Below are 25112 nucleotides of genomic sequence, written 5' to 3' on the forward strand. Positions count from 1 at the left end.
TTTTCCCGCTGCGCGTCTGTCCACATCGTCCACTCCTCCTGCCGTCACCAACAGGCAGAAGCAGGTTTCAGTCAAACAGGCTCTCAAAGTTAGCGCCTATGCGCGTCCGCGGGGATGACGGATAAGTTGATGTTCTTTCTGCTAATGCTGTACTGCGAACCCTGAGGGGTACAGCTTCCCTCAATCCTGAATGAAGAAATACGCCGTCATCGCCACACCCACGGCGATCACGAACTTGCGCAGGAGCGGCGGCGGGATGCGGCGGGCGACCGAGGCGCCGGCGTAGCCGCCGGCGATGGCGGCGACGGTCATGGCGATGGCCTCGGGCCAGTGGACCACGCCACCCACGATGAAGGCGATCACCGCGACGAGGTTCAGCAGGCCCGACACGAGCGACTTTAGCCCGTTCATGGCGTGCAGGTCGGTCATGCCGAAGACGCCCAGCGTCGCCAGGATCAGGATGCCGATGCCCCCGCCGAAATAGCCGCCGTAGATCGCGATCAGGAATTGCAGGGCCAGCACCGCTCCGTGCCCGACGGTCCAGCGCCGGCGGATCGCCGCGGAGATCGTGGGGCCGAAGGCGAAGAGCACCGTCGCGAAGAGCAGCAGCCAGGGCACCACCTCCTCGAACAGCTTGCTCGGCGTCCACAGCAGCAGCAGCGCGCCGGCCAGCCCGCCGACGAGGCTGACGCCGAGGAAGGACGGCAGGCGCACCTCGCGGATGCGGCCCAGCTCCTTGCGGTAGCCGTAGGCGGCGGCCAGAGCGGCCGGGGAGACGGCCACCGTGCTGGTGGCGTTGGCGTTCAGCGGCGGCACGCCCGCCATCACGAGGGCGGGAAAGGTCAGGAAGCTGCCGCCCCCGGCGACGGAGTTGAGGACACCGGCGAAGAAGGCGGAAACAATCAGCAGAATCAACATTTTACGTCGTATCAAGCGTCGGCGGGGGCGCGCACTATGCCCGCCGCCGGCCGCTTTGTGCAGTGCAAATTGCGACTGCCCGTTTCCTCCTTCGCGTCAGCGCAAGGGTGGCACCGTCCGCAGATAGGCCACCAGTGCGTCCAGGTCCTCCGCCGCGATGTTCCGGTAGTAATGGAAGGCCATGGGCGGGCCGAGCCGGCTGCCGTCGGGACGCACGCCTTGCGTGATCGCCGCCTTGATCTCACCGTCGGTCCAGGCGCCGATGCCCTGTTCCTTGTCCTGTGTGATGTTGCGGGCGACGGTCACGCCCCAGGGGCCGGCGAACTGCTGGCCACCGACGCCCATGCGGGAGAGGTCGCGCAGGCCCGTCGGCAGCAGCGGGGAATGGCATTCCATGCAGTGGCCCAGCGCGTGCGCCATGTAGGCGCCGTAGGCGACCTTGTCCGTGCGCGGCACCTCCGCGACGGAGGTCACCGGCGGCCCCCAGGCCGGCGGCAGCGGGAACTTGTAGCTGGAGGCCGGGGTCTCGTTGCGCACCGGCGTCAGGCCGCGCAGATAGGCCACGATGTCCCGCGCGTCGCGGTCGGACAGGCCGGCGTAGAACTGGAAGGGCATCGGCGGCCCGATGGTGGAGCCGTCCGGGCGCTTGCCCTCCCGGATCGCCCGAATGATCTGCTCGTCCGTCCAGCGGCCGAGCCCGGTTTCCGGATCCGGCGTCAGGTTGGGCGCGTGGGCCGTGAACATCACCTCGGCCATCGGCGGCCCCCCGGCCAGCTCCGGCCCCGGCGCCCCACCGTCCGGGCCGGGCGGCAGCGTGTGGCAGTTGCCGCAGCCGACGATGCCGTTCACGAGATATCCGCCCCGCTCCGCGTCGCCCGCGGCCCCGGCGGGATCGCCGGGCAGCGCCAGCAGGACGGCCGCGGCCGCCAGCGCAACCCTCATCCCGCGTCCAAGCACGTCCCTCATGCGAACCTCCCGCCCAACGGCTGCCGAGTTGTCGATAAGAGGACGCTATTCAGGCAATCATACGCTTTCCAGGGGGAAGAGCCGACAATTTTGGCCTTTCACTTCCAGCCCTATTGGTTAGAGTTGCCGTCCCTTTCACGGAGTGAGCGCCATGTCCGCCCTGCTTGAGACCGCCGACGCCCTGCACGATCAGATGCTCTCCCTCGGCCGCGCCGCCCGCGCCGCCTCGGCGGAGCTGGCGAACGTGCCAGGCCCGGCGAAGGACCAGGCGTTGCGGGCGGCGGCGGCGGCTCTGCGCGCCCGCCGGGCGGAGATCCAGGCGGCCAACGACACGGACGTGGCCGCCGCCCGCGAGCGCGGCCTCTCCGGCCCGATGATCGACCGGCTGCTGCTGGACGAGAAGCGGATCGAGGCCATGGCCGCCGGGCTGGAGGCCATCGCCGACTTCCCCGACCCCATCGGCACCGTGCTCGCCGAATGGACGCGCCCCAACGGCCTGCGCATCCAGCGCGTGCGCGTGCCCTTGGGCGTCATCGGCATCATCTACGAGAGCCGCCCCAACGTCACCGCCGACGCGGGCGGGCTGTGCCTGAAGTCCGGCAACGCCGCCATCCTGCGCGGCGGCTCGGAAAGCTTCCATTCCTCGCGCGCCATCGCCGCCGGACTCGCCGAGGGGCTGCGCGCGGCCGGCCTGCCGGAGGCGGCGATCCAGCTCCTCCCCACCACGGACCGGGCAGCGGTCGGCCACATGCTGCGGATGCGCGAGTTCATCGACGTGATCGTGCCGCGCGGCGGCAAGTCGCTGATCCAGCGCATCGCCGAGGAAAGCCGCATCCCCGTCATCAAGCATCTCGACGGCAACTGCCATCTCTACATCGACGGCGCCGCCGACCTGGAGAAGGCCCGCAAGCTGGTGCTGAACGCCAAGCTGCGCCGCACGTCGGTCTGCGGGGCGACGGAAACGCTGCTGGTGGACCGCGCGGCGGCCGGCACTCACCTGCCCGTCCTGGTCAAGGAGCTGCTGGACGCCGGCTGCGAGGTCCGCGGCGACGAGGCCGCCCGGGCCGTCGATCCCCGCGTGAAGCCGGTGGCGCCGGAGGACTGGGACACCGAGTATCTCGACGCCATCATCGCCTGCGGCGTGGTGGACGGGGTGGAGGGCGCCATCGCCCACGTCAACCGCCACAGCTCGCACCACACCGACGCCATCGTGACCGAGGACGCGGCGGCGGCGGAACGCTTCCTCCAGCGCATCGACAGCGGCATCGTGCTGTGGAACGCCTCGACCCAGTTCGCCGATGGCGGCGAGTTCGGCATGGGGGCGGAGATCGGCATCTCCACCGACAAGTTCCACGCCCGCGGCCCCGTCGGGGCCGAGCAGCTCACCAGCTACAAGTACGTGGTGCGCGGCGACGGCCAGACCCGGCCGTGACCTTCGCCTCCAAACCGCACCGCTACTCGGGTCCGCACTATGCGGGCCTGAGCGTCGGGCTGCTCGGCGGCTCCTTCAACCCGGCCCATGCCGGGCACCGGCACATCAGCACCTACGCTTTGAAGACGCTGGGTCTCGACCGGGTCTGGTGGCTGGTCAGCCCGCAGAACCCGCTGAAGGCGCGGGCCGGCATGGCTCCGCTGGCGGAAAGGCTGGCCTCGGGCCGGGCGGCGGCGCGCCATCCGCGCATCCAGGTCACCGAAATGGAATGCGAACTCGGCACCCGCTACACGGCAGACACTCTGGCTCGTCTGAAGCAACGCTTCCCGCGGACGCGCTTCGTCTGGCTGATGGGGGCGGATAATTTACGGCAAATACCGCGCTGGCAGCATTGGACGCGAATCTTTCTGTCCGTGCCCGTTGCAGTGTTCAGCCGTCCAACTTATTCTTTAGGAGCGTTGGGCGGAAAAGCCGCGCAACGCTATGCCCGTCGTCGAATGGCGGTGCATCGGGTCAAGAGACTCGCCGGCACGAGGACGCCGGCCTGGGTTTTTCTCCGAAACCGCTTGCACCCGGCTTCGGCGACGGCGATCCGGCGGGCGCGTGCCCTCGGGTCTCAGGCTCAATGACCAAAACCCCATAACCGAGGTGGGTACCATCAGCACGTTCACCGAACCGGCCGCTTCGTCACCGCGGCCCGCGCCTCCCGGTCCGCAGGATCTGAAGGCGCTCATCGAACGGTCCCTTGACGAGGATCAGGCCGACGACGTGACCGTCATCGACCTGGCCGGCAAGACGACCTTCGCCGACTACATGGTCGTGGCGTCGGGCCGCAACACCCGCCACATCGCCGCCATCGCCATGAAGCTGTCCGAGCGGATGAAGGAAGCCGGGATCCGCGGCGTCGAGATCGAGGGCCTCGCGCAGTGCGACTGGGTCCTGGTCGACGCCGGCGACATCATCGTCCACCTGTTCCGCCCCGAGGTCCGCACCTTCTACAACATCGAGAAGATGTGGGGCCTGGACCAGCCGGACTCCGCCTCGCGCCTCAGCGCGTAAGGACGGAACGGGAAGGGAGCCGGACCGATGCGCTTGTGGCTCGCCGCCGTCGGGCGGTCAAGGGCCGGTCCGGCGCGTGACCTCTACGAGGAGTATGCCGGCCGGCTGAGCTGGCCTCTGACGCTCCGCGAGGTCGAGGTCAAGAAACGGCTGCCGCCGGACGAACTCAAGCGGCAGGAGGCGGAGCTTTTGCTCGCCGCCATCCCCGCCAACGCCCTCGTCGTGGCGCTCGACGAGCGCGGCAAGGCGCTGGACAGCGCCGGCTTCGCCGCGAAGATCGGCGCTTGGCGGGACCAGGGCGCCTCCGACATCGCTTTCCTCATCGGCGGGGCCGACGGGCACGGGGACGCCGTGCGCGCCCGCGCCGATCTGCTTCTGGGTCTCGGAGCCATGACCTGGCCGCACATGCTGGTCCGGGGCATGCTTGCGGAGCAACTCTATCGCGCCCAGCAAATTCTGGCCGGCCACCCATATCACCGGGCCTAAGCCGATGTATCGACGTGCGCAAACGCACGCGCGAGGGTAATGATTGTGCAGGCGCAGCACGAGCCTTCGGGCCGTGCCGCGCCGTCCATAAGAAGAACCGCAGAATTTGGCTTGAAGAGGAAAGCGATGACCGAGACCAAGCGCCCGCGCCCCGTCGTGCTGTGCATCCTGGACGGCTGGGGCTACCGAGAGGACCAGGCCGACAACGCCGTTCTCCAGGGCAGGACGCCCAACTGGGACGCCCTGTGGGCCGCCGGGCCGCGCGGTTTCCTCAACGCCTCCGAGGAGGAGGTCGGCCTGCCCAAGGGTCAGATGGGCAACTCCGAGGTCGGGCACATGAATCTCGGCGCGGGGCGCGTGGTCATGCAGGACCTCGTCATGATCGACCACTCCATCGCGGTGGGCGACCTGGAGCGCAACGCGGCGCTGAACAGCTTCATCGAAACGCTGCGCAAGAGCGGCGGGCGCTGCCATCTGATGGGGCTTTTGTCGCCGGGCGGCGTGCACGCCCACCAGGACCACATCGCCGCACTGGCCGGCATCCTGTCGCACGAGGGAATCCCGGTGGAGGTCCACGCCTTCACCGACGGGCGCGACGTGCCGCCGCAGAGCGCCAAGGACCAGGTCGCCGAGTTCATGGCCGACATCCATGAGCTGCCGGGCGTCGGCATCGCCACCCTGTCGGGCCGCTACTACGCGATGGACCGCGACAAGCGCTGGGACCGCGTCGGCAAGGCCTACGCCGTCATGACCCATGCCGAGGGGCTGCGGGCCGACGACCCGATCCAGGCCATCGAGCAGAGCTACGCCGCCGGCACGACCGACGAGTTCATCCTGCCGACCGCCATCGGCGATTACGCCGGCATGAAGGACGGCGACGCCATCCTGATGGCGAATTTCCGCGCCGACCGCGCGCGCGAGATCCTCAGCGCCTATGTCGTGCCGGGCTTCGACGGCTTCGACGTGAGCCGCCTGCCCAAGCTGTCGGCGGCCCTCGGCATGGTCGAATATTCGTCCGAGCTGATCCGGCACATGACGACCATCTTTCCGCCGAAATCCCTGACCAAGGTGTTGGGCGAAGTGGTGTCCGAGGCGGGCCTGACCCAATTGCGTATCGCCGAAACCGAAAAATATCCCCACGTCACCTTCTTCTTCAACGGTGGCGAGGAGCGGGTCTATCCCGGCGAGGACCGCATCATGGTGCCCTCGCCCAAGGTCGCGACCTACGACCTCCAGCCGGAGATGTCTGCGCCCGAGGTGACCGAGAAGGTCGTGGCGGCGGTCGACTCCGGGAAGTACGACTTGATCGTGATCAACTACGCCAACCCCGACATGGTCGGCCACACCGGCGTGCTGTCGGCGGCGGTCAAGGCGGTGGAGACGGTGGACACGGGCTTGGGCCGGCTGGTGGAAGCGGTGCGCCGCCAGGGCGGGGCCATGCTGGTCACCGCCGACCACGGCAACTGCGAGGTGATGCGCGACCCGGAGACGGGCGAGCCGCACACCGCCCACACGCTGAACCGCGTGCCCATGGTGCTGGTCGGCGGCCCGGCGGGGCTCCAGTCATTGCGCACCGGCCGGCTGGCCGACGTGGCCCCGACCCTGCTGGAGCTGATGGGCGTGCCCCAGCCCGCGGAGATGACCGGCGCCAGCCTGATCGACCGCGGCGCGGCAGCGGCGGCGGCGGAATAAGCATGGAGAAGGGGGCTCGCCGCGCCGCGCCGCGCGGAACCGCATCCGCACCGGGGAGCCCCCCGCCCCCGCCGCACGTCCGGCGCGCCGCCCTCCGGCTGGGCGGGCTTTTGCTCGCCGGACTGCTCGCGGCACCCGCCGGCGCGCAGGAGGCCGGCAAGGACAAGGAATCCCCCGACCAGGCCTTGAAGCGGGTGGAGCAGCAGCTCCGCGCCGACGAGGCGCGCCGCAAGCATCTCGACCAGCAGTCTCAGGTGCTCCAGAAGGAGTTGGAGGAGCTGCGCGGCCGGCTGATCGCCCTGTCCGACGAGGAGCGCGCCCAGGAAGAGGAGCTGGGCGAACTGGAGCGCACCATGGAGGCGCTCAAGGAAGAGGAGCGCGCCCAGGCCGCCCGTCTGGAAACGGAACGCCATCAGATCGCCGAGCTTCTGGCGGCCCTCCAGCGCCTGTCCCGCATCCCGCCGGAGGCCGCGCTCGCCCGTCCGGAAGGGCCGGTGGAAACCTTGCGCTCGGCCCTGCTGCTGCGCGACACGGTGCCGGCGCTTCGCGCCCGCGCCGACGCGCTGGCGGGCACCCTGAACCGGCTGGCCGGGGTGCGCGAGCGGCTGGAGGAACAGCGCGCCCGCACGCTGGCGGCCCAGGTGGCGCTCGCGAACCGGCGCACGGAGATCGCCGGGCTCGTCGCCCGCCGCGAGGAACTGTCCCGCCAGACCGACGAGGAGCGCATCCAGGTCGGGCGCAAGATGGCCAGCCTGTCGGATCAGGCCAGCGACCTGCGCCAGCTGATGGAACGCATCGAGGCCGAGCGGCTGGAAGCGGAGCGCCGCGCCGCCGCCGAGGCCGCCGCCAGGATCGAGGCCGCGCGTCTGGAGGCGGAACGCATCGAGGCCGCGCGCCGGGAAGCCGCCCGGGTGGAGGCCGCCCGGATCGAGGCGGAGCGCGCCGAGGCCCGGCGCCAGGAAAACGAGCGGGCGGTCGCCGCCCGCCAGGAGGCGGAACGCCAGGCGCGGGAGCGCCGGCTGGCCGAACAGCAGGCCACCCAACAGAAGATGGCCGAGCAGCGCGCCGAACGGGAGCGGTTGGCGGCGGAGCAGGCCCGCCAGAGGGCCGCGGAACAGGAAACCCGGCAGGAAGAGCGGCGGCAGCAGGCCCTGGCGGCGGCCCCTCGCGCGCCGGAGCCGCCCTCCGGGGCCGCGCTCTCCAACGGGATGCGTTTGCCCGTGGGCGGGCGCGTGGTCACCGGCTTCGGCGGCAAGGACCCTTATGGCGCCACCAGCCGTGGACTGACCATCTCGACCCGGCCGGGGGCGGCCGTGGTGTCCCCGCTCGCCGGTTCGGTCGTGTTCGCCGGCCCCTTCCGGGGCTACGGGCGAATCTTGATCGTTGAACACGGCAACGGATATCATAGTCTGATCGCGGGATTGGGCCGGATCGACACGGCCGTCGGCAAGCGCGTCGCCTCGGGAGAGCCGATCGCGTTGATGCCCACCGACGGCGCCCCAGATCTTTACTTCGAGCTGCGACGAAACGGTCAGCCGGTGGACCCGCAAAGCGGGCCCGGCACCCCGAAGGGGAAAGGACAAGGGTAAATGAGGATGATCAAGCGTGCCGCGACCGCCGCCGCCCTGGTGTTCCTGGGAGCCGGCGTTGCCACCGTCACCGCGCAGAACACGTCGGAGACCTACCGGCAGCTCAACCTGTTCGGCGACGTCTTCGAGCGCGTGCGCGCCGAGTATGTCGAGCAGACCACCGACGAGCAGCTCGTGGAAGCCGCCATCAACGGCATGCTGACCTCGCTCGACCCGCATTCCAGCTACCTGAACCGGAAAAGCTTCCAGGACATGCAGGTGCAGACCCGCGGCGAGTTCGGCGGGCTGGGCATCGAGGTCACGATGGAGAACGGCCTGATCAAGGTCGTCTCGCCCATCGACGAGACGCCCGCCTTCCGCGCCGGCCTGCAGCCGGGCGACCTGATCCTCCAGCTCAACAACGAGCCGGTCATGGGCCTGAGCCTCGGCGAGGCGGTGGAGAAGATGCGCGGGCCGGTCGGCAGCGACATCAAGATCACCGTCCGGCGCGGCGAGGCCGGCGAGCCCTTCGAGGTCACTCTCACCCGCGCCGTCGTCAAGGTGCAGTCGGTCCGCTACCGCACCGAGGGCGAGATCGGCTACGTCCGCATCACCAGCTTCAACGAGCAGACCCAGCAGGGGCTCGAGAAGGCGATGGCCGAGATCAAGCAGAAGCTCGGCGACAAGCTGAAGGGCTACGTGCTCGACCTGCGCAACAACCCCGGCGGTCTGCTCGACCAGGCGGTGTCGGTCTCCGACACCTTCCTCGACAAGGGCGAGATCGTCTCCACCCGCGGCCGCAAGGCCGAGGACGGCTCCCGCTACAACGCCAAGCCGGGCGACCTCGCCGGCAATCTGCCGGTGGTCGTGCTGATCAACGGCGGTTCGGCCTCGGCCTCCGAGATCGTGGCCGGCGCGCTCCAGGACCACAAGCGGGCGATCATCATGGGCACCCAGTCCTTCGGAAAGGGCTCGGTCCAGACGATCATCCCGCTGCCCGGCCACGGCGCCATGCGCCTGACCACGGCGCGCTACTACACGCCGAGCGGCCGGTCGATCCAGCAGATGGGCGTCACCCCGGACATCGAGGTGCAGCCCGCCAAGGTGGAGGAGATCGAGCAGGCGGTCCGCCGCCGCGAGGCCGACCTGCCGCACTCGCTGGCCAACCCCGATGCCGCCGGACGGACCCCGGCTCCCGCGACCACCACCCCGCCCGCAGCCGGTCAGCCGCCCGCCGGCCAGCAGCCCGCCCGGCCCGCTCCGGGTCCGGGTGCCGCCGCTCCGGCAGCCCCCGGCGCCGCTCCGGGCGCGGCTCCGGCCGGCACGGCTCCCGCGGCTCAGGCCGAGGGTGCCGCCGCCGAGCCGCCCTTCGACTACCAGCTCGCTCGCGCGCTCGACCTGCTGCGGGGCGTCGCCCTGTTCCAGGCCCGCGCGACCAACTGAGGAGTGGCCGCTCCGTGAACGCCGCCGCCTTGCTGGGCCGCTTCAAGTTCGGAGCACGGGGGCGCGGCCGTTCCCGCCCCGAACACGCCCGGCATGGCGCCCGGCACGGTTACGGCCACGACCGGGAACCGCTGCCCAAGGCGCTGGCCGTCGCCGGCGGCGTCACCGCGCTGGGCGCCGCCGGCCTCCTCGGCTGGCTCGCCCTGAACGCGGAGGAGACGATCCACGCGCGGGAGGCGCTGACCCCCAGCGTGACGGTCGCGGTGGCGGGTGCGCCCGCCCCCGCCGCGCCCGCGGCCAGCCCGGCACCGCCGCCGGCTCTGGCGCAGGCGGCACCCACGGCCGAAACGGCGCCGGCTCCGGTGCCCCCGGCTGCGCCGGCCCCCGCCCCGGCGGAAGGCCCGGTGACGCTGGTCGCGGCCCCCGTGCCCGGCCTAGTCGAGGAGACGCGCAACGGTCCCCTGCCCCGCATCGCCGAGGATGGGCGCAAGCCCTGGCAGGTCTACGCCCGTCCCTTCCCGGAGGCCGACAAGCGCCCGCGCATCGCCATCGTGCTGACCGACATGGGCCTGTCCGGCGTGACCACCGGCAACGCGCTCCAGAACCTGCCGCCGACGGTGACGCTGGCCTTCGTCCCCTTCGCCGACCGGCTCGACGGCTGGGTGGAGCGGGCGCGGGCCAAGGGGCATGAGATCATGCTTTCCCTGCCGATGGAGCCGCTGGGCTATCCCCGCGACGATCCCGGCCCCAACGCGCTGCTGACCATGCTGGCGCCCGACCGGAACCGGGAACGGCTGGAATGGTCGCTCGGCCGCGCCGTCGGCTATGTCGGCGTGACCAGCACCACCGGCAGCAAGTTCACCGGCAACGAGGACGCCATGAAGCCGGTCGTCGAGGCCTTGAAGGCGCGCGGCCTGCTGTTCCTGGACAGCCGCGCCAACCCGAAGACCGTCGGATCCTCCATGGCGCAGAAGGCCGGGGTTCCGCGCGCCGTCGCCGACCGGGTGATCGACCGCGACCTGTCGCGCGGCGCCATCGACGACCAGCTCCGGGAGCTCGAGGCCGCCGCCAAGGCCAACGGCGCCGCCGTCGGCATCGGCTCCCCCTATCCCAGCACGATCGAGCGCATCAACACTTGGCTGACCGGGCTGGCGGACCGTGGGATCGCCATCGCGCCGGTGTCGGCCGTCGTCAACAGACAGAAAGGCCTTGGCGGGTGACCCGGACCATCGACCCCAATTCGCTCCCCTACCGCCCCTGCGTGGGCGTGATGCTGCTCAACGACCGGGGGCAGGTGTTCGTGGCGCGTCGCTGCGGCACGGAGGACGCCTGGCAGATGCCGCAGGGCGGCATCGACAAGGGCGAGACGGCCCGCGAGGCCGCCCTGCGCGAGATGAAGGAGGAGATCGGCACCGACCGCGCCGAGATCCTCGCCGAGTCGGCCGGCAAGCACTGCTACGACCTGCCCGCCCATCTGATCGGCAAGGTCTGGGGCGGGCGCTGGCGCGGCCAGGAACAGGTCTGGATCGCCGCCCGCTTCACCGGGGCGGAGTCGGACATCGACCTCGCCACCGAGCATCCGGAGTTCGACGCCTGGAAATGGGTCGAGGCGGAAGAGCTGCCGCGCATGATCGTTCCGTTCAAGCGCCCGGTCTACGAGGCGGTGCTGGCGGAGTTCCGCGCGGTGATCGCGTTGCTCGCCGGCCGCTGACCCGGCAAGCGCCCGGCCATGGCCAGCATCGCCGAGGCAGTGCTCCTCGTCCTCGACCTGCAGCAGGAGGGCCGCCTCGACGAGGCGGAGGTTCTGTGCGGCCGCATCCTCCAGGCCGACAGGCCGGACCTGAGCCTTACGCCGTCACCAGCTTCAGGCCCGGCGCCGGGACGAAGCCCCCGGCGGCCGGGGTGTAGAGGCCGCGCTGCCCTTCCACCGACTTGAAGCGGTCGGTGAGGCCCAGCACCGTCTCGGCACCGCCGAGGTAGAGCACGCCGTCCGGCGCCATCTGGCGGGCGGCTCCCTCCAGCACCTTGGTCTTGGTCGGCTGGTCGAAATAGATGAGCACGTTGCGGCAGAAGACCACGTCGAACTGGCCGAGCGGCGACAGGTCGCCCAGCAGGTTGAATTCGCGGAAGGAGACCATCTGGCGCAGCGCCTGGCTGATCTGCCACTTGTCGCCGTTCTGCTTGAAATGCTTCACCAGATGCTGGATCGGCAGGCCGCGCTGCACCTCGAACTGGCTGTAGACACCGGCCCTGGCCCGCTCGACCATCTCGGCGGAAATGTCCGTGCCGATGATCTCGATCCGCCAGCCGGCCAGCCGGGCGGCGTTGTCGGACAGCAGCATCGCCAGCGAATAGGCCTCCTGCCCCGAGGAGCAGGCCGCCGACCATATGCGGATATGCTTGCGCGACGCACGCGTCTCCAGCAGCGTCGGAAGCACGAGGTTCTGGAAGATGTCGAACGGCTTCTGATCGCGGAAGAAGGAGGACTCGTTGGTGGTCATCGCCTCGGTGATGTCGCGCAGCAGGGATTCGTCCTTGCGCGTCCGCACGGTGGCGGCCAGATCCTCCAGCCCCTTCATGTTCCACTTGCGGGCCACCGGCATCAGCCGGGATTCCAGCAGGTAGGCCTTGTCCTTCGTCAGCACCAGTCCGGAACGCTGCTTGAGCAACGTGGCGAACATGTCGAAATCCTCGACCCTCATGCTGCCCTCGACGCGTGTTTGCGGATGGTGGGGCCGATTTCCGTCAGCGGAAGCACGGCGTGGCAGATGCCGGCGTGGGCGGCGGCGCCCGGCATGCCCCAGACGACGCTGCTCGCCTCGTCCTGCGCGATCATCAGGCCACCAGCGTTGACGACCTCGGTGCAGCCGCGCGTGCCGTCCTGGCCCATGCCGGTCAGGATGCAGGCCAGCACCTTGCGCCCGTAGGCCCGCACGATGGTGCGCATCATCGGGTCAACGGCGGGGCGGCAGAAATTCTCGGGGGGATCCTTGGTCAGCCTCAGCACGTTCACGCCGGCACGCTGGTCCACCAGCATGTGGTTGTCGCCGGGGGCGATGTAGCAGCGCTCCTCCACGATCGGCTCGCCGTCCTTGGCCTCGGCCGCGGCGATGCCGCACTGGCGGGAGATATGCTCCGCCAGGATGGTGGTGAAGGTCGCCGGCATGTGCTGGGTGATCAGGATCGGCTGGCGCAGACCCTTGAGGTGCGAGAGCACCTCGAACAGCGCCTGCGGGCCGCCGGTCGAGCTTCCGATGGCGATGACGTCCGGGCGGCCGAAGGCGACGGGCATCGGCCGCAGGACCACCTGGGCGGGCTCCCGCGGGCGCAGCAGGCTCGCCGCCGGGCGCGGCGCCGGGCGGACCTCCCCGCGGGTGCGCGATCCGGCGCGCCGTGCGGCGGCACCCAGCGCCTTCACCTTGGCGACGAGCTGGGTCTTGAAGTCCTCGGCACCACCGATCTCGCGGGTGGAGGTCGGCTTGGGGATGTAGTCGGCCGCTCCCGCCGACAGGCAGCGCATGGAGATGTCCGCCCCGCGCAGCGTCAGGGTGGAGGCCATGATGATCTTCACCTGCGGCGCCACCGCCAGCAGCTGCGGGATGGCGGTGATGCCGTCCATCACCGGCATCTCGATGTCGAGCACGATCACGTCAATGGAATGGCGCTTCAGCGAATTCACCGCCATCTGGCCGTCACCGACCGATGCGACGACGCTGATCTCGCTGTCGCCCTCGAGCGCGCGGGTCAGCAGCCCGCGGATGACGGCGCTGTCGTCGACCACCATGACCCGGTAGGGGTCGGGGTGGGCGGCCCCCGGCGCGGCGGGCGTTCTGCTGCCTAGTGTGTCGGCCATGGTCGGGATCTTGGTCTCGTGATCGCTGCTGCGGGAAGTCCGCGGGGGTGCGCCGGCTGGTGCCCGCGATGCGCTAGAGGAGCCCGACCTGCTGGAACTTCGTCTGGATGATGTCGCTGTCGAAGGGCTTCATGATGTACTCGTTCGCCCCGGCCGACAGCGCCTCCTGGATGTGCGCCAGGTCGTTCTCCGTCGTGCAGAAGACGACCTTGGGCGCGTCCCCGCCGTTCATCTTGCGCAGGCGCCGCAGGAACTCGATCCCGGTCATGACCGGCATGTTCCAGTCCAGCAGGATCGCGTCGGGCATCTGGGAGGCGCAGACCTCCATCGCCTGCCGGCCGTCCTCCGCCTCGGTGCAGGCGAAGTCCAGCTCTTCCAGGATCTTGCGCGCGACCTTGCGGACCACGCGGCTGTCGTCGACGACCAGACAGGATTTCATAACGGTTCGGGCCTCGGACTTTCTCTCGGAGTCGGCGGTGTCAGCCTAAAGCCGCTTCAAGATTGGCGAAGTTCAGCAGGCGCGGCACGTCGAGCACGACCATGAGCTGGCCGTTCAGGCGGTAGATGCCCGTGGACACCTCCCGCCAGCGCGGGTCCAGGGTGGCCGGGTTGCGCTCGTAGTCCTGGGCGGAGAGGCTCAGCACCTCGCCGACCGAGTCCACCATGAGGCTGTACAGCTCGCCGCGCAAGTCGACGACGATGGACATGCCCGGCTTGTCCTTGGCGCGCGACGGCAGGTGCAGCCGCTGGCGCACGTCGATGGCGGTCACGATGCGGCCGCGCAGGTTGAGCGCACCGGCCACCTCGGGCGGGGCCAGCGGGATGCGGGTGATCCGCTGGTGGCCGAGCACGTCCTGGACCTGGAGGACGGGGATGCCGAACAGATGGTCGGCGATCGTCATCGTCACATAGTCCTGGCTGCCGACGGTGACCAGGTCGTCTCCCTTGCCCTTGCGGGTCGTCGCGGGAAGATTGGCGTTGCTCATGCTGCACCTTTCTGGTCGGAAAGCGTCTGCTGCAGGGCGTAGAGCAGAGCGTCACGGTCGAACTTGGCGACATAATCGGTGAAGCCGACCTGGCGGCCCCGGTCGAGGTCGCGCGGCGTGGCGTGGCTGGAGAGCGCCACCATCGGCACGTCCTGCCAGCGGCTGCCGCGGCGGATCGTCTCGGCGAACTCGAAGCCGGTCATGCCGGGCATCTCGATGTCGGAGACGATCACGTCGAAGTCCTCGCCCTGCTCGCACAGCGCCAGGGCGTCGGCGGCGGTCTCCACCGCCGTGACCTCGTAGCCGGCGACCGACAGCAGCGGCGTCAGCAGGTTGCGGAAGAAGGGGCTGTCGTCCACCAGCAGCACGCGCGCCGCGCGGTCGTCGCCCAGGCTCTCCTCGGCGTTGCCGAACCAGTCCTTGTAGGCCTGGGTCAGGAAGAAGCCCGCGTCGATGACGTCGGTCGCCTTTCCGGCGATGATGGCGGAGCCCATCAGGCCCGGACGCTCGGCGGTGAGCTGGACCACCAGCTTCTCCTCGACGATGTCCACGATCTCCTCGACGACGAGGCCCATGGAGCGGTCGCCGTCGGCGAAGACCAGCACCGGCAGGCGCCCCTCGCTGCCCATCTGGAAGTTCGGGTCGATCGGCACCAGCGGCATCAGCTTGCCGCGGTACTGCACGACCGGCGCGCCGTTGGACATCTCGACCGAGGCGAGATCGACGTCCTCCAGGCGGGCGACCAGCGAGAGCGGGACCGCCTTCGGCGCGCCGTCGCCGGCCCGGAACAGCAGCAGGGCCATCTTGTCGTCCTGGCGGGCGGCGTGGACGGTCGAGGTGTCCTTGGCCCCGGTCTCGCCCATCGCCATCTCGCCGGTGGCCGACGCGATGCCGTTGGGGTCCAGGATCATGATGACCGAACCGTCGCCGAGGATCGTGTTGCCCGAGAACATCTCGATGTGGCGCAGGATCGGCGACACCGGCTTCACGACGATTTCCTCGGTGTCGAACACCCGGTCGACCATGATGCCGAAGGTGTAGGTGCCGACCTGGGTGACGACGATGAAGGCCTCGTCGTCGTCGCCGCGCTGCTTGCCGTCCTCGGACTCCAGCCGCAGCAGCGTCTGGAGCGAGACCAGCGGCAGCAGCCGGTTGCGCAGCCGCAGGACCGGCGTGCCCTTCAGCCGCTCGATCGTGTGCTCGCTGTCGGCGGCGGCGCGCACCAGCTCGACCACGCTGATCTGCGGGATGGCGAAGCGCTCGGTCGCGCATTCGACGATGAGCGCCGACACGATGGCCAGCGTCAGCGGGATCTTGATGACGAAGGTCGAGCCGCGCCCGAAGACCGACTTGATCTCGATCGTGCCGCCGATCTTCTCGATGTTGGTCTTCACCACGTCCATGCCGACGCCACGGCCCGACACGTTGGTGATCGCCGCCGCCGTCGAGAAGCCCGGCTTCATGATGAATTGGATGATCTGCTGGTCGGACATGCCGGCCAGCTCGCCCTCGGTCGCCAGGCCGTTCTGGATGGCCTTGGCCTTGATCTTGTCGATGGCGAGACCCCGGCCGTCGTCCTGGATCTCGATGATGATGTGGCCGCCCTCGTGATAGGCGTTCAGCGTGATGCGGCCCGTCTCCGACTTGCCGGAGCGCAGCCGGTCGGCCGGCGTCTCCAGCCCGTGGTCGGCCGAGTTGCGGACCATGTGCGTCAGCGGATCCTTGATCAGCTCCAGCACCTGGCGGTCCAGCTCGGTGTCGGCGCCGAGCATCTGCAGGTCGATCTTCTTGCCCAGTTCGTGCGCGAGATCGCGCACCAGACGCGGCAGCTTGGCCCAGGCGTTGCCGATGGGCTGCATGCGCGTCTTCATCACCCCTTCCTGAAGCTCGGAGGTGACGTGGTTCAGGCGCTGGAGCGGGGCCGCGAACTCGCTCTCCTTCTGCGACCGCAGGATCTGGAGAAGCTGGTTGCGGGTCAGCACCAGCTCCGAGACCATGGTCATCAGGTTCTCGAGCAGGTCCACGTTGACGCGGATGGTCTGCGAGGCGACCGAGGATTCCTTGGTGCCGCCGTCCTCGGCGACGCTGCCGCCCATGCCGGACGCGGGCGCCGCCGAGGGGGCCGGGGCCGCGGCCTTGACGGGAGCCGGCGGCTCGGGTGCTTCGTGCACGACGAGGTTCTGCGAGGGGACCGGGGCCTCGGGCTCGGCCGCCACGGGAGTCAGCGCGGTGCCGGGCGCCGCGGCGGGCGTGGCGTCGGGGCCGGGGGTGGCGTCCCACAGCGCGTCCAGCTCGGCCAGCATGGCCTGGCGCTCGGCCTCGGCCTTGGACAGGGCCGGCGGCTCGGGCGCCGCCGGGGCGGCCGGCGCCGGGGCCAGCTTGCCCTCCGCGCAGAGGTTCAGCCGCTCGATCAGCGGCAGGTCGTCGCCCGGCGGTTCGGCCTCGGTGGCCTCCAGGACCGCGAGCAGGCTCTTGATCGTGTCAAGCGCCTGCAGGATGAGCGACACGGCCTCGGGCGTGATCACCAACTCACCGTCGCGGAACTTGCCGAGCACGTTCTCCGAGGCGTGCGCCACCTTTTCAAGGCGCGGCAGGCCGAGGAAGCCGCAGGTGCCCTTGATGGTGTGCACCAGGCGGAAGATGTTCGACAGCAGTTCCGGGTTGTTGGGATTCTGCTCGAGCCGGACCAGTTCGACATCGAGCACCGACAGATTTTCATTCGTCTCTGTCAGGAACTCGGAGAGCAGATCATCCATGTCGCGATCCCTAAGCCCGAAAAGTGATTGGTTCGTCCCGGCCGCCCGTCGCCGCGCTTGCACAAGCCGCCGGCACGAGCCATTCCAGGTATGGCCGGAGCGTGGCAAACACTGATTAACAGACTGTTACCCCTTTCGATAGTCGCACAGGGCCAAAGCGTTGCTCCGCTTGGGATTATCGAGAGCGCTTCATTGAAACGGCGACGTTGTCACAGGAGGACCGATGCAGGACGAAGAGATTGCCCGCACGCTGCGCGAGGCCGTGGCCGCGCTGAACGAAGCCCTGTCGCTCGCCGCGCGCGGCGGGCTCGCGGTCAAGCTGCGCACCACCGCCCACCAGACCACCAGCGGCGTGGAGCGGCTGGTCGCCGACGTGCAGATCTTCAAAAGGCTGTAGGGGGGCGGCATCGCGGGAGAGAGGGCCCTCCCTCCCTCCCCGGCTTACCGGACGCCCAGCCTCACCACTCGACCGTGAACACCACCGTCTCGGCGGCGGGCTGGGCGACGGAAAGGCGCAGCCCGTCATCCTCGGCGAGGCGGCCGGTCAGGTAGGGGTGGACGCTGCGGGCGCTCAATTCGGCGGCCGGAACGGTGCCGGCCAGCGCCGCGGCGACCTCGGGCTTGAGGGCGCCGGGCCGGCCGGCGGCGGTGACGGTCAGGCGGCCGGCCTCCTCGGACGCGGTGCCGCCGACCGTGATCGTGCCGCCGGACGGCAGGGCCTCCTCGGCCATCATGACGAGGTTCAGCAGGGCCTTGGCGACGCCGCGCTTGAAGGCGAGCTGGTCGTTCGGCAGGCCGGCGGGCCAGTCCAGCCGGCTGCGCCCGCCGGACACCCAGCCGGCCGCCGCCGCCCGGATGTCGTTGAAGCCCTTCTGCTCCCGCCCGGCGGTGCCGTAGGCGAGGCGGAAGGCGCGCAGCTTGCGGTCGGCCTGGCCGGAGGAATGGTCGATCAGCTTCACGGCCTCTTCCATGAAGCCGCCGGCCGGCTCGTCCTCCATCTCCTCGATGAGTTCCAGCCCGTTGCGGATGGCGCCGACCGGGCTGACGAGGTCATGGCAGATGTGCGAGGCGAGAAGCTCGAGAACGCGGATGTCCAGGGCCACGGTCGTCTCCAGGCATTGGGGCGAATGGGTGTGGCGGCATGCCGCCGGAACAGCACACTTAGCACGGGGAACTTCCTCCCGCCGCTCCCCATTTTGTAGGATGGACCTGCAACACCGGCGGAGGGCGGACGCTCCCTCGCTGGATCCGCCCGCCGGGACAGAGCCGGGACAAAGGCCCGGACAAAGGAAGGAATCCCCGTCATGGACGACACGCTGGTTCCCGGCGCCTGGGTGCGCCTGCCGACGCAGATGGACTGGGGCCTCGGCCAGGTGCAGTCGGCGGTCGGCGCCCGCGTCACGGTGAATTTCGAGCATGCCGGAAAGGTCCTCATCAACACCGACGTGGTGGCGCTCTCCGTCGTCGACCCGTCCGAGGAGTAGGCCCGGCCCTTCCGTCTACGCCCCCCACTGCGCCTTCCCGCCAGCTTCCGCCACCGGACGGAGCGGGATAGGCTTCCTTCCCCTGGGCCTTGGAAGAAAGGCGGACCGGTGATCTCGCGGCTTCGGTGGGGGGTGGGCGCGTTCGGCGCCGTGCTGATCCTGGGTTTCGTCGTCATGATCGGCGAGAACCTGCGGCGCGAGCACGCGGCCCTTCTGCAGGGCGCGCGCGACCAGACGCACGGGTTGAGCCTTCTCCTGGAGCGGCACGCCAGCAGCAGCCTGGCCCTGGTCGACAAGATCCTGGCGGGCACCGCCGAGGTGCTGTCCATCCATCCCGACGCGGCGTCGCGCGGCGGCGGCGGCATCCACGCGCTGCTGCGCCGCCAGGCCGCGCAGGCCCCGCTGATCCGGACGCTCATCGTCGTGGGCGCGGACGGGCGGGTGCTGCACAGCTCGACCGACCCGGACCCGCCGACCCTCGACCTGTCCGACCGCGACTATGTCGCGCACCACCGCAACGGGGACGCGGAGGAGAGGCAGCCGGGCACCTTCCTCGGCCACCCCGCGCTGGGCCGTTCGAGCCAGGCCTGGTTCGTCGGGATGAGCCGCCGGCTGGAAACCCCGGACGGCCGTTTCGCCGGCGTGGTGGCGGCGCTCGTCGAACCCTCCGCCTTCCGCGACGTCTACCGGGACCTGAACCTGCCGGCCGGCATGGAGGTGACGCTGTTCCGCCATGACGGGACGGTGCTGGCCCGCCAGCCGGACCATGAGGCCTCCGTCGGGAGGCCCGCCGCCGGCCTTCCCCTCTCCGGCCCGGGCGACGCCGGCGGGCGGACGCTGGAGGAGGACGGCCTCATCCTCAACCTGCGCTCCTCCCCCACCCTGCCCTTGAGCGTCGCCGTGTCCATGAAGCGCGAGGCGGTGCTGGCGCCCTGGTACGGCAGCATCATGAACGGCGCCTTCATCGCATTGCTGGGCGGGCTGCTGCTGGGCGAGCTGACCTGGCTGCTGGCCCGCGAGATCGGGCGGCGCGAACGGATGCTGAGCGATCTCCAGGCCAGCGAGACGGCCCTGCGCGAGAGCCAGAAGCGGCTGACCGAGGACATCGCCGCCCGCCACCGGGTCGAGGCGGAGCTGATCGCGGCGACGCGGGCCTCGGACGCGGCGAACCGGGCCAAGACCCAGTTCCTCGCCAACATGAGCCATGAGCTGCGCACCCCGCTCAATGCCATCATCGGCTTCTCGGAGGCGCTGGAGGCGGGGATCTTCGGCAGGCTCGCTGCCAAGCAGGCCGAATATGTCGGCGACATCCGGCGCGCCGGCCTGCATCTGCTGAGCCTGATCAACGACATTCTCGACAGCACGAAGATCGAGTCCGGCAAGTACGTCCTGCGCGAGCGTATCCTGACCGTGCCGGACCTCGTGACCGAATGCGTGCGCCAGGTGGAGCCGCTGGCGGCCGAGAAGCGCATCGCGCTCGCCATCCGCCTCCCCGGCGCGCTGCCGGACCTCTACGCCGACGAGCGCGCCTTCAAGCAGATCCTGCTGAACCTGCTGTCCAACGCCGTCAAGTTCACCCCGCCGGACGGACGGATGGAGGTGAGCGCGGCGCTGGCCGAGGACGGCAGCCTCGCGCTCGCCGTCGCCGACAGCGGGATCGGCATCGCGCGCGAGGACCTGACGCGCGTGCTGGAACCATTCCACCAGGTCGACAACTCCCACACCCGGCGCTACTCCGGGACCGGGCTGGGCCTGCCGCTGGTCAAGTCGCTGATCGAGCTGCATGGCGGCTCGCTCGTGCTGGAGAGCCGCCTCGGCCAGGGCACCACCGCGACCGTGACCTATCCGGCCCCGCGGCTCTACGTCGCGCGGACGCCTGCCCTGAAGCCGGTATCCTGAAACCCGTTCCCTGAAAGCTGGACAGCAAAAAGGGGACGCCGGTCGCCTGGCGCCCCCTTTTCGGGAAGTCGGTCCGAAAACCTGATGCGGTCAGAGAGCCTTGAGGTTCGCCGCGGCCATCTTGCCCTTCTTCGGGTCGCGCTGCTCTTCGTAGGACAGCTTCTGGCCCTCGGCCAGATTGCCCATGCCCGCGCGCTCGACGGCGGAGATGTGGACGAACACGTCGTCACCACCGTTTTCCGGCTGGATGAAACCAAAACCCTTGGTGCTGTTGAACCACTTCACAGTGCCGACCGGCATCGCAAATCTCCGTAATGGTAGGGCGTCGCGCGAACCCACGCGGCGCATCAGTCTTTGGCCAGGAACGACACCGCTGACGGCGCCGGAGGCCCCCGGACGGGGGATCTCCAAGGCAGGATTGACCCTGTCAATGAAGCCCATGCGTCCGATGAATGCAACGTAAAACGGGCCTTGGCGCAGGAAATAGCGCCCCCTCATCGTGAGTATGTCTTTTGTAGAGGTGGCGTTCCGGCTAACCTGGTTTTTGGTATTTCTGTGCGATTACAAGGCGCTCCGCCTTCCACTCAGGGCCGATTCCCGAGCTTCTTCTTTGCCGTTGGCCGGAAGCGCCAGCATCATCAGGTAGCTGCGCTGGATCGGGCTGAAATTGTCGTCCGAGAGGAGATAGATCAGCGTCTCGCCGCCGGCGACGGGCCGCACGGCGATGCCCTCGTAATTGTCGGTGGGCAGGGGCGGCTCGATGCTGGCCAGCTCCTCCCCCTCGACCACGGCACCGGCCTTCAGCGCGGAGGCCGGAAGCCGGACGATGCGCGTCCCCCAGCCGCCGAGGAAGGAGGCCCGCCGCTCCAGGACCAGGGCGCCGCCGTCCGGCAGGAGGGCCGCTCCGGCCGGACGGAAGCCCGGCGCCGCCCGGTAGGTCAGCCGGTTCCAGCCGATCCGCGCGTCCTTCCCCCGTGCGCCGCCCTTCCGGCCGGAGTCCTTCCGGTCAGCCTGCTCCACGCCGCCCGGCAGCGCGTCGGCGATCCAGCCACGCCGCTCCCGCGCGCCGTCGTCGTCGCCCTCTTCCAGGATCAGCAGGCGTCCGTCGGAGAGCGCGGCCATGGCCTCGATGCCGCCGTTGCGCGGCGCGTCCTTCAGCGCCTCCGGGATGGGCAGACGCTCGGGCTTGCCCTCCGGCCCGTTTGGGGAGGCCGGGTAGCGCAGGATGCGGTGTTCCCGCTCGAAGGAGACGAGCCAGCCGCCGCCGGCGCGCTCGGGCAGCCGGGCGAGTTCCTCGGAGTCGCCCATCCTCTTGCCCCGCCCCGCCCCTGTCTCCAACGTCAGCGGGGTCACGGTCAGGTCACTGACCGAAGACAGGCGCCCCCGGGGGTCGTAGGACAGGCGCGCCTCCACCCGTTCGCCGATGTCGCTGACGGCGGCCAGCCTTTTCCCGTCCTCCGACACCCAGAGGCCCGACAGGCCGCCGACTCCGGCGGCCGTCAGTTCCACCACGCCGAAGAAACTCAGCATTCCCGGAGAGGGCTGGCCGTTCAGCGGCACCGGCCGGGACGCCGTCCCCACCCCGCCGCCGCTCGCCACGCCGCAACCGGCGACGATCCCGGCGGCCAGCAGGGAGAGGAGAGTGGACATCCAAAGCCTTCGTGCACACATCAAGGACTTGCCTCCATTTCCGAGCCGCCACGATGCAGCTTGGGCTGAGGTGGTGCGGAGAGGTGCGGAATTCGAGGCCGTTGCGGCAGCGGAACCGAATCCACGCCGGGTGTTTGTGGATAGGACGCTCTCCGAATGGACCGAAGCCCCGTCCTTCCGCTTATGCAGCCGGGGTTACTTCATGAGAGCGCGTTCGGGAGGGCGACAAAATGCCTAAATTGTTTCCCATCATGCGCGAACGCCGCACAGTCTCAGCCGGAACCTGACCGATGCCGATGCCGCACAGGCCCACGACGGTCGCCCTTTCCCCGGACCGCCCGTCCGGCGGCACCGCCGCGAGCGGGGCCGCGACCGGGGCCGCGACCGGGGCTGACTCTCCCGTGAACGAGGCATTGGCCCGCATCGAGGAGCTGGAAAGCGAGCTGCGGGAACTCCAGCACCGCGCCAAGAACAGCCTTCAGCTCGTCATCAGCCTGCTGAAGCTCCAGGCCGGCCGCATCCGCGACCCCGACGCCCGCGCCGCCTACGACCAGACGCTCCTGCGCATCGAGGCGCTGGCGATCCTCTACCGCCTGCTCCACGAGTCCGGCTCCGGCACGCATCTGGGGCTTGGCCGCTACGTGGAGGCGCTGTGCGAGGCGGTGAAGGAGGGCACCCCCGGCAACGTGCCGAACATCCCGATCACCGTCACCTCCGACCCGGTCCAGATCGGGCTGTACGAGGCCATGCCGCTCGGCCTCATCATCGCCGAGCTGATCAGCAGCAGCCTGCACCACGCCTATCCGGAGGAGGGCTGGATCCGCGTGTCGGTGACGCAGGAGAACAACGGCCGCGGCCGCCTGACGGTGGAGGACAACGGCCGCGCCCTGCCCGCCGGCTTCGACACCAGCGCCGACGACGGGCTCATGCTGGCCGAGGCTCTGGCCGGCCAGCTCGGCGACACGCTGTCGACCGACAGCGACGCCAGCGGCAACACCGCCACCGTGAGCTTCCCCATCTGAGGCCTGCCGGCCGGAGGCCGGCAATCCGAGACACACAGGCCGGAGGCCGGCGATCCGACACACGCAGGCCGGATGTCGATAGGCCGCAGAAACGGCCGCCGAGGGACCCGTCAGCCGGTGGCGGGTTCCGCCACGGCGGGGAGCCCGTCGCGGCAGGGACGGTCCAGGCTGGGGCGGCCGAAGCGGTAACCCTGCAGCATGCGGACCCCTTCGCGGCGCAGGGCCGTGGCCTGCTCCTCCGTTTCGACGAACTCGGCGACGGTGGCGAGGCCGAAGCCCTTGGCCAGCATCACCAGCGTGCGGATGAAGAGCAGCGCGTCCGGGCACTCGGCCATCTCGCGCACGAAGGAACCGTCGATCTTGACGATGTCCACCGGCAGCGACCTCAGGTGGCGGTAGGACAGGTAGCCGGCGCCGAAATCGTCCAGCGCCGTCCGGCAGCCGTGCGCCCGCACCGCCGCGAGGAAGGCCGCCGTCTCCTCCAGATCCTCGATCACCGCGGATTCGGTGACCTCGATGATCAGACGGCTGGCGACGCCCGGCCGCTCCCGCAGCATTTCCTCCAGCGCCGTCAGCCAGGTGCGGTCGGCCGTCGTGGTGGCCGAGAGGTTCAGCGCCAGCGAGACATCCGGGTTCTCCTCCAGCGCGCGCATGGCGAGCGCCAGCGTCTGATGGTCCACGCGGCGCGCCATGCCCAGCCTCTCGACCGCCGGCATGAAGGCGCCCGCGTTCAGAACCGTCCCGTCCGGCTGCGGCAGGCGCAGCAGGCATTCGTAGAAGGCGACGCAGCCGTCGCTGTCCACCACCGGCTGGAAGGCGAAGCGCAGGGTCTCCGCCTGGATCGCGGCGTTCACCGCCTGGCCCGCGGCGAGGCTGGCGCGCAGTTCGCTCTGCGCGGCGCTGGTGGCGTGGTGCGGCCAGAAGCAGTCGCGGCCCTGCCGCTTGGCCTCCTGCAGCGCCGTTTCGGCGCGGGTCATCGACCGCACGGCGTCCTCGCGCCGCGCCGCGACGCCGCCGACCGACACCGTCACATGGACCGGGCCGGCCGGGGTCGCGACCGGCTGCGCGCGGACGGCGCGCAGAAGCTTCTCGGCCACCTGGACCATACTGTGCTCGGGGCAGTGCGGCAGCACGATGCCGAAGATGTCTCCGCCCGAACGACCCACCGTGTCGCCGGGACGCAAGGCCCGCCGCAGCCGGCGCGCCACCTCCTGCACCACCGCGTCGGCGACCGCATGGCCCATGGCGTCGTTCACCAGCCCCAGCTTGTCGATGCCGACGGCGAGATAGATGGAGGAGCGGCCGAGCTGGCCCGCCTCCTCCGTCGCCGCGTTCAGGATCTCGCACAGGCGGTGGCGGTTGAGCAGGCCGGTCATGGGGTCGAAATGGGCCTGATGCTCCAGCTCGACCTCATAGGCCTTGCGGTGGTCGATCACGCGCAGCACGCCGCACAGGCGCGCCGGCACGCCGGACGCCGCCTGCTCCACGCGCCCGCGGTCATGGACCCAGTGGATCGCCCCGTTCGGCAGGCGCAGGCGGTAATCGCAGTCGAAGGGCTCCCCCGTCTCGATGTGCCGGGACAGCGCCTTGCGGCGGCGGATCAGGTCCTGCGGGTTGATGCGCGCCCGCAGCTCGTCGCCGGAGATGAGGTTGGCGCCGTCGGGGCCGGGCGGGCGGGCACCGTGCATCAGCGCCTCCGGACCGCCTTCCCAGCGGACCGTGTCGCTGCCGATGTCCCACACATAGGCGATGTCGCCGGAGGCGGCGAGCGCCAGTGCCGGGAGGGCGAGCCGGAGGCTGTCGCCGGACGTGGGCTGCGGCATGGATGGGGGTGCGCCTGGATGGATCGGGCCGATGGGGGTCCTCCGTCCGGGGCTCCCGCCCCACCCGGATTGTTC

24 protein-coding genes are annotated in these 25112 nt (G+C 70.1%); 13 read left to right on the top strand and 11 right to left on the bottom strand.

The annotated features are described in order from the left end of the window. Window positions 1–180: 180 nt before the first annotated feature. Together JUB11_RS05250 and JUB11_RS05255 are read right to left on the bottom strand one after the other, a co-directional pair. Window positions 181–918, bottom strand: a complete 738-nt coding sequence (locus tag JUB11_RS05250) for a sulfite exporter TauE/SafE family protein (RefSeq protein ID WP_207456898.1) — start codon at window positions 916–918, stop codon at window positions 181–183. Between the two features lie 96 nt (window positions 919–1014). Continuing rightward, window positions 1015–1884, bottom strand: coding sequence for a c-type cytochrome (locus JUB11_RS05255; protein ID WP_207456900.1), 870 nt, complete (start codon window positions 1882–1884; stop codon window positions 1015–1017). 151 nt (window positions 1885–2035) lie between these two features. On the opposite strand from JUB11_RS05255, the gene JUB11_RS05260 reads away from it, so the two are divergent. The 9 genes from JUB11_RS05260 (at window position 2036) to JUB11_RS05300 (ending at window position 11275) form a co-directional block, all read left to right on the top strand. Then, window positions 2036–3316 (top strand): glutamate-5-semialdehyde dehydrogenase, encoded by a 1281-nt coding sequence (locus JUB11_RS05260; protein WP_207456902.1) that lies wholly within the window; start codon window positions 2036–2038, stop codon window positions 3314–3316. After that, window positions 3313–3945, top strand: coding sequence for a nicotinate-nucleotide adenylyltransferase (locus tag JUB11_RS05265; RefSeq protein ID WP_207456904.1), 633 nt, complete (start codon window positions 3313–3315; stop codon window positions 3943–3945). The genes JUB11_RS05260 and JUB11_RS05265 overlap by 4 nt, the downstream gene beginning before the upstream one ends. Before the next feature lie 103 nt (window positions 3946–4048). Continuing rightward, window positions 4049–4375 carry a ribosome silencing factor gene (rsfS, locus tag JUB11_RS05270; RefSeq protein WP_348771368.1) on the top strand — a complete coding sequence of 109 codons (327 nt, stop codon included), beginning with the start codon at window positions 4049–4051 and terminating at the stop codon, window positions 4373–4375. Between the two features lie 27 nt (window positions 4376–4402). Next, window positions 4403–4861 (top strand): 23S rRNA (pseudouridine(1915)-N(3))-methyltransferase RlmH, encoded by a 459-nt coding sequence (rlmH, locus tag JUB11_RS05275; RefSeq protein ID WP_207456908.1) that lies wholly within the window; start codon window positions 4403–4405, stop codon window positions 4859–4861. 126 nt (window positions 4862–4987) lie between these two features. After that, complete coding sequence (gpmI, locus tag JUB11_RS05280; protein WP_207456911.1) at window positions 4988–6553, top strand: 2,3-bisphosphoglycerate-independent phosphoglycerate mutase; 1566 nt, start codon at window positions 4988–4990, stop codon at window positions 6551–6553. Between the two features lie 2 nt (window positions 6554–6555). Next, the gene (locus JUB11_RS05285; protein WP_207456913.1) at window positions 6556–8142 is read left to right on the top strand and encodes a peptidoglycan DD-metalloendopeptidase family protein; all 1587 of its coding nucleotides are present in this window, start codon (window positions 6556–6558) and stop codon (window positions 8140–8142) included. After that, window positions 8143–9564 carry a S41 family peptidase gene (locus tag JUB11_RS05290; RefSeq protein WP_207456915.1) on the top strand — a complete coding sequence of 474 codons (1422 nt, stop codon included), beginning with the start codon at window positions 8143–8145 and terminating at the stop codon, window positions 9562–9564. A gap of 14 nt (window positions 9565–9578) precedes the next feature. After that, window positions 9579–10784 (top strand): divergent polysaccharide deacetylase family protein, encoded by a 1206-nt coding sequence (locus tag JUB11_RS05295; protein ID WP_348771360.1) that lies wholly within the window; start codon window positions 9579–9581, stop codon window positions 10782–10784. After that, on the top strand, window positions 10781–11275 hold the full coding sequence (locus JUB11_RS05300) for an RNA pyrophosphohydrolase (RefSeq protein ID WP_207456917.1): 495 nt from the start codon (window positions 10781–10783) through the stop codon (window positions 11273–11275). Before JUB11_RS05295 ends, JUB11_RS05300 begins: the two co-directional genes overlap by 4 nt. A 136-nt stretch (window positions 11276–11411) precedes the next feature. Here JUB11_RS05300 and JUB11_RS05305 read toward each other — a convergent pair whose 3' ends face one another. The 5 genes from JUB11_RS05305 to JUB11_RS05325 form a co-directional block, all read right to left on the bottom strand. Next, complete coding sequence (locus JUB11_RS05305) at window positions 11412–12266, bottom strand: protein-glutamate O-methyltransferase (RefSeq protein ID WP_207456919.1); 855 nt, start codon at window positions 12264–12266, stop codon at window positions 11412–11414. Further along, the gene (locus tag JUB11_RS05310) at window positions 12263–13417 is read right to left on the bottom strand and encodes a chemotaxis response regulator protein-glutamate methylesterase (protein WP_247886860.1); all 1155 of its coding nucleotides are present in this window, start codon (window positions 13415–13417) and stop codon (window positions 12263–12265) included. Before JUB11_RS05310 ends, JUB11_RS05305 begins: the two co-directional genes overlap by 4 nt. Window positions 13418–13490: 73 nt before the next feature. After that, window positions 13491–13856 (bottom strand): response regulator, encoded by a 366-nt coding sequence (locus JUB11_RS05315; RefSeq protein WP_207456921.1) that lies wholly within the window; start codon window positions 13854–13856, stop codon window positions 13491–13493. Window positions 13857–13896: 40 nt separating this feature from the next. After that, complete coding sequence (locus JUB11_RS05320) at window positions 13897–14403, bottom strand: chemotaxis protein CheW (RefSeq protein ID WP_207456923.1); 507 nt, start codon at window positions 14401–14403, stop codon at window positions 13897–13899. After that, window positions 14400–17159: a chemotaxis protein CheW gene (locus JUB11_RS05325; RefSeq protein ID WP_207456925.1), complete on the bottom strand. Its 2760-nt coding sequence runs from the start codon at window positions 17157–17159 to the stop codon at window positions 14400–14402. The genes JUB11_RS05320 and JUB11_RS05325 overlap by 4 nt, the downstream gene beginning before the upstream one ends. Window positions 17160–17382: 223 nt before the next feature. On the opposite strand from JUB11_RS05325, the gene JUB11_RS05330 reads away from it, so the two are divergent. Next, a complete protein-coding gene (locus tag JUB11_RS05330; RefSeq protein WP_207456927.1) occupies window positions 17383–17556 on the top strand; it encodes a hypothetical protein in 174 nt (57 codons plus the stop codon). Window positions 17557–17617: 61 nt separating this feature from the next. Here the strand turns inward: JUB11_RS05330 and JUB11_RS05335 are convergent, their stop codons facing one another. Next, window positions 17618–18262, bottom strand: a complete 645-nt coding sequence (locus tag JUB11_RS05335) for a histidine phosphotransferase family protein (protein WP_207457358.1) — start codon at window positions 18260–18262, stop codon at window positions 17618–17620. Between the two features lie 201 nt (window positions 18263–18463). Here JUB11_RS05335 and JUB11_RS05340 point away from each other — a divergent pair, with 201 nt between their 5' ends. Together JUB11_RS05340 and JUB11_RS05345 are read left to right on the top strand one after the other, a co-directional pair. Further along, window positions 18464–18643: a DUF3553 domain-containing protein gene (locus tag JUB11_RS05340; protein WP_207456929.1), complete on the top strand. Its 180-nt coding sequence runs from the start codon at window positions 18464–18466 to the stop codon at window positions 18641–18643. 108 nt (window positions 18644–18751) lie between these two features. Beyond that, window positions 18752–20542, top strand: a complete 1791-nt coding sequence (locus JUB11_RS05345; protein WP_348771361.1) for an ATP-binding protein — start codon at window positions 18752–18754, stop codon at window positions 20540–20542. 90 nt (window positions 20543–20632) lie between these two features. Here the strand turns inward: JUB11_RS05345 and JUB11_RS05350 are convergent, their stop codons facing one another. Continuing rightward, window positions 20633–20842: a cold-shock protein gene (locus JUB11_RS05350; RefSeq protein WP_207456931.1), complete on the bottom strand. Its 210-nt coding sequence runs from the start codon at window positions 20840–20842 to the stop codon at window positions 20633–20635. 261 nt (window positions 20843–21103) lie between these two features. Then, entirely contained in the window at window positions 21104–22192 is a 1089-nt protein-coding gene (locus JUB11_RS05355) for an esterase-like activity of phytase family protein (protein ID WP_247886861.1), read from the bottom strand. A 290-nt stretch (window positions 22193–22482) separates the two neighbouring features. Here JUB11_RS05355 and JUB11_RS05360 point away from each other — a divergent pair, with 290 nt between their 5' ends. Continuing rightward, window positions 22483–23214: a histidine kinase dimerization/phosphoacceptor domain -containing protein gene (locus tag JUB11_RS05360; RefSeq protein WP_207456935.1), complete on the top strand. Its 732-nt coding sequence runs from the start codon at window positions 22483–22485 to the stop codon at window positions 23212–23214. 110 nt (window positions 23215–23324) lie between these two features. On the opposite strand, the gene JUB11_RS05365 is transcribed toward JUB11_RS05360, so the two are convergent. Further along, window positions 23325–25037, bottom strand: a complete 1713-nt coding sequence (locus JUB11_RS05365) for a GGDEF and EAL domain-containing protein (RefSeq protein ID WP_207456936.1) — start codon at window positions 25035–25037, stop codon at window positions 23325–23327. Window positions 25038–25112: the final 75 nt, after the last annotated feature.

This window comes from Azospirillum sp. SYSU D00513, from assembly GCF_017356015.1.
In the GTDB taxonomy this organism is placed as follows: domain Bacteria; phylum Pseudomonadota; class Alphaproteobacteria; order Azospirillales; family Azospirillaceae; genus Azospirillum.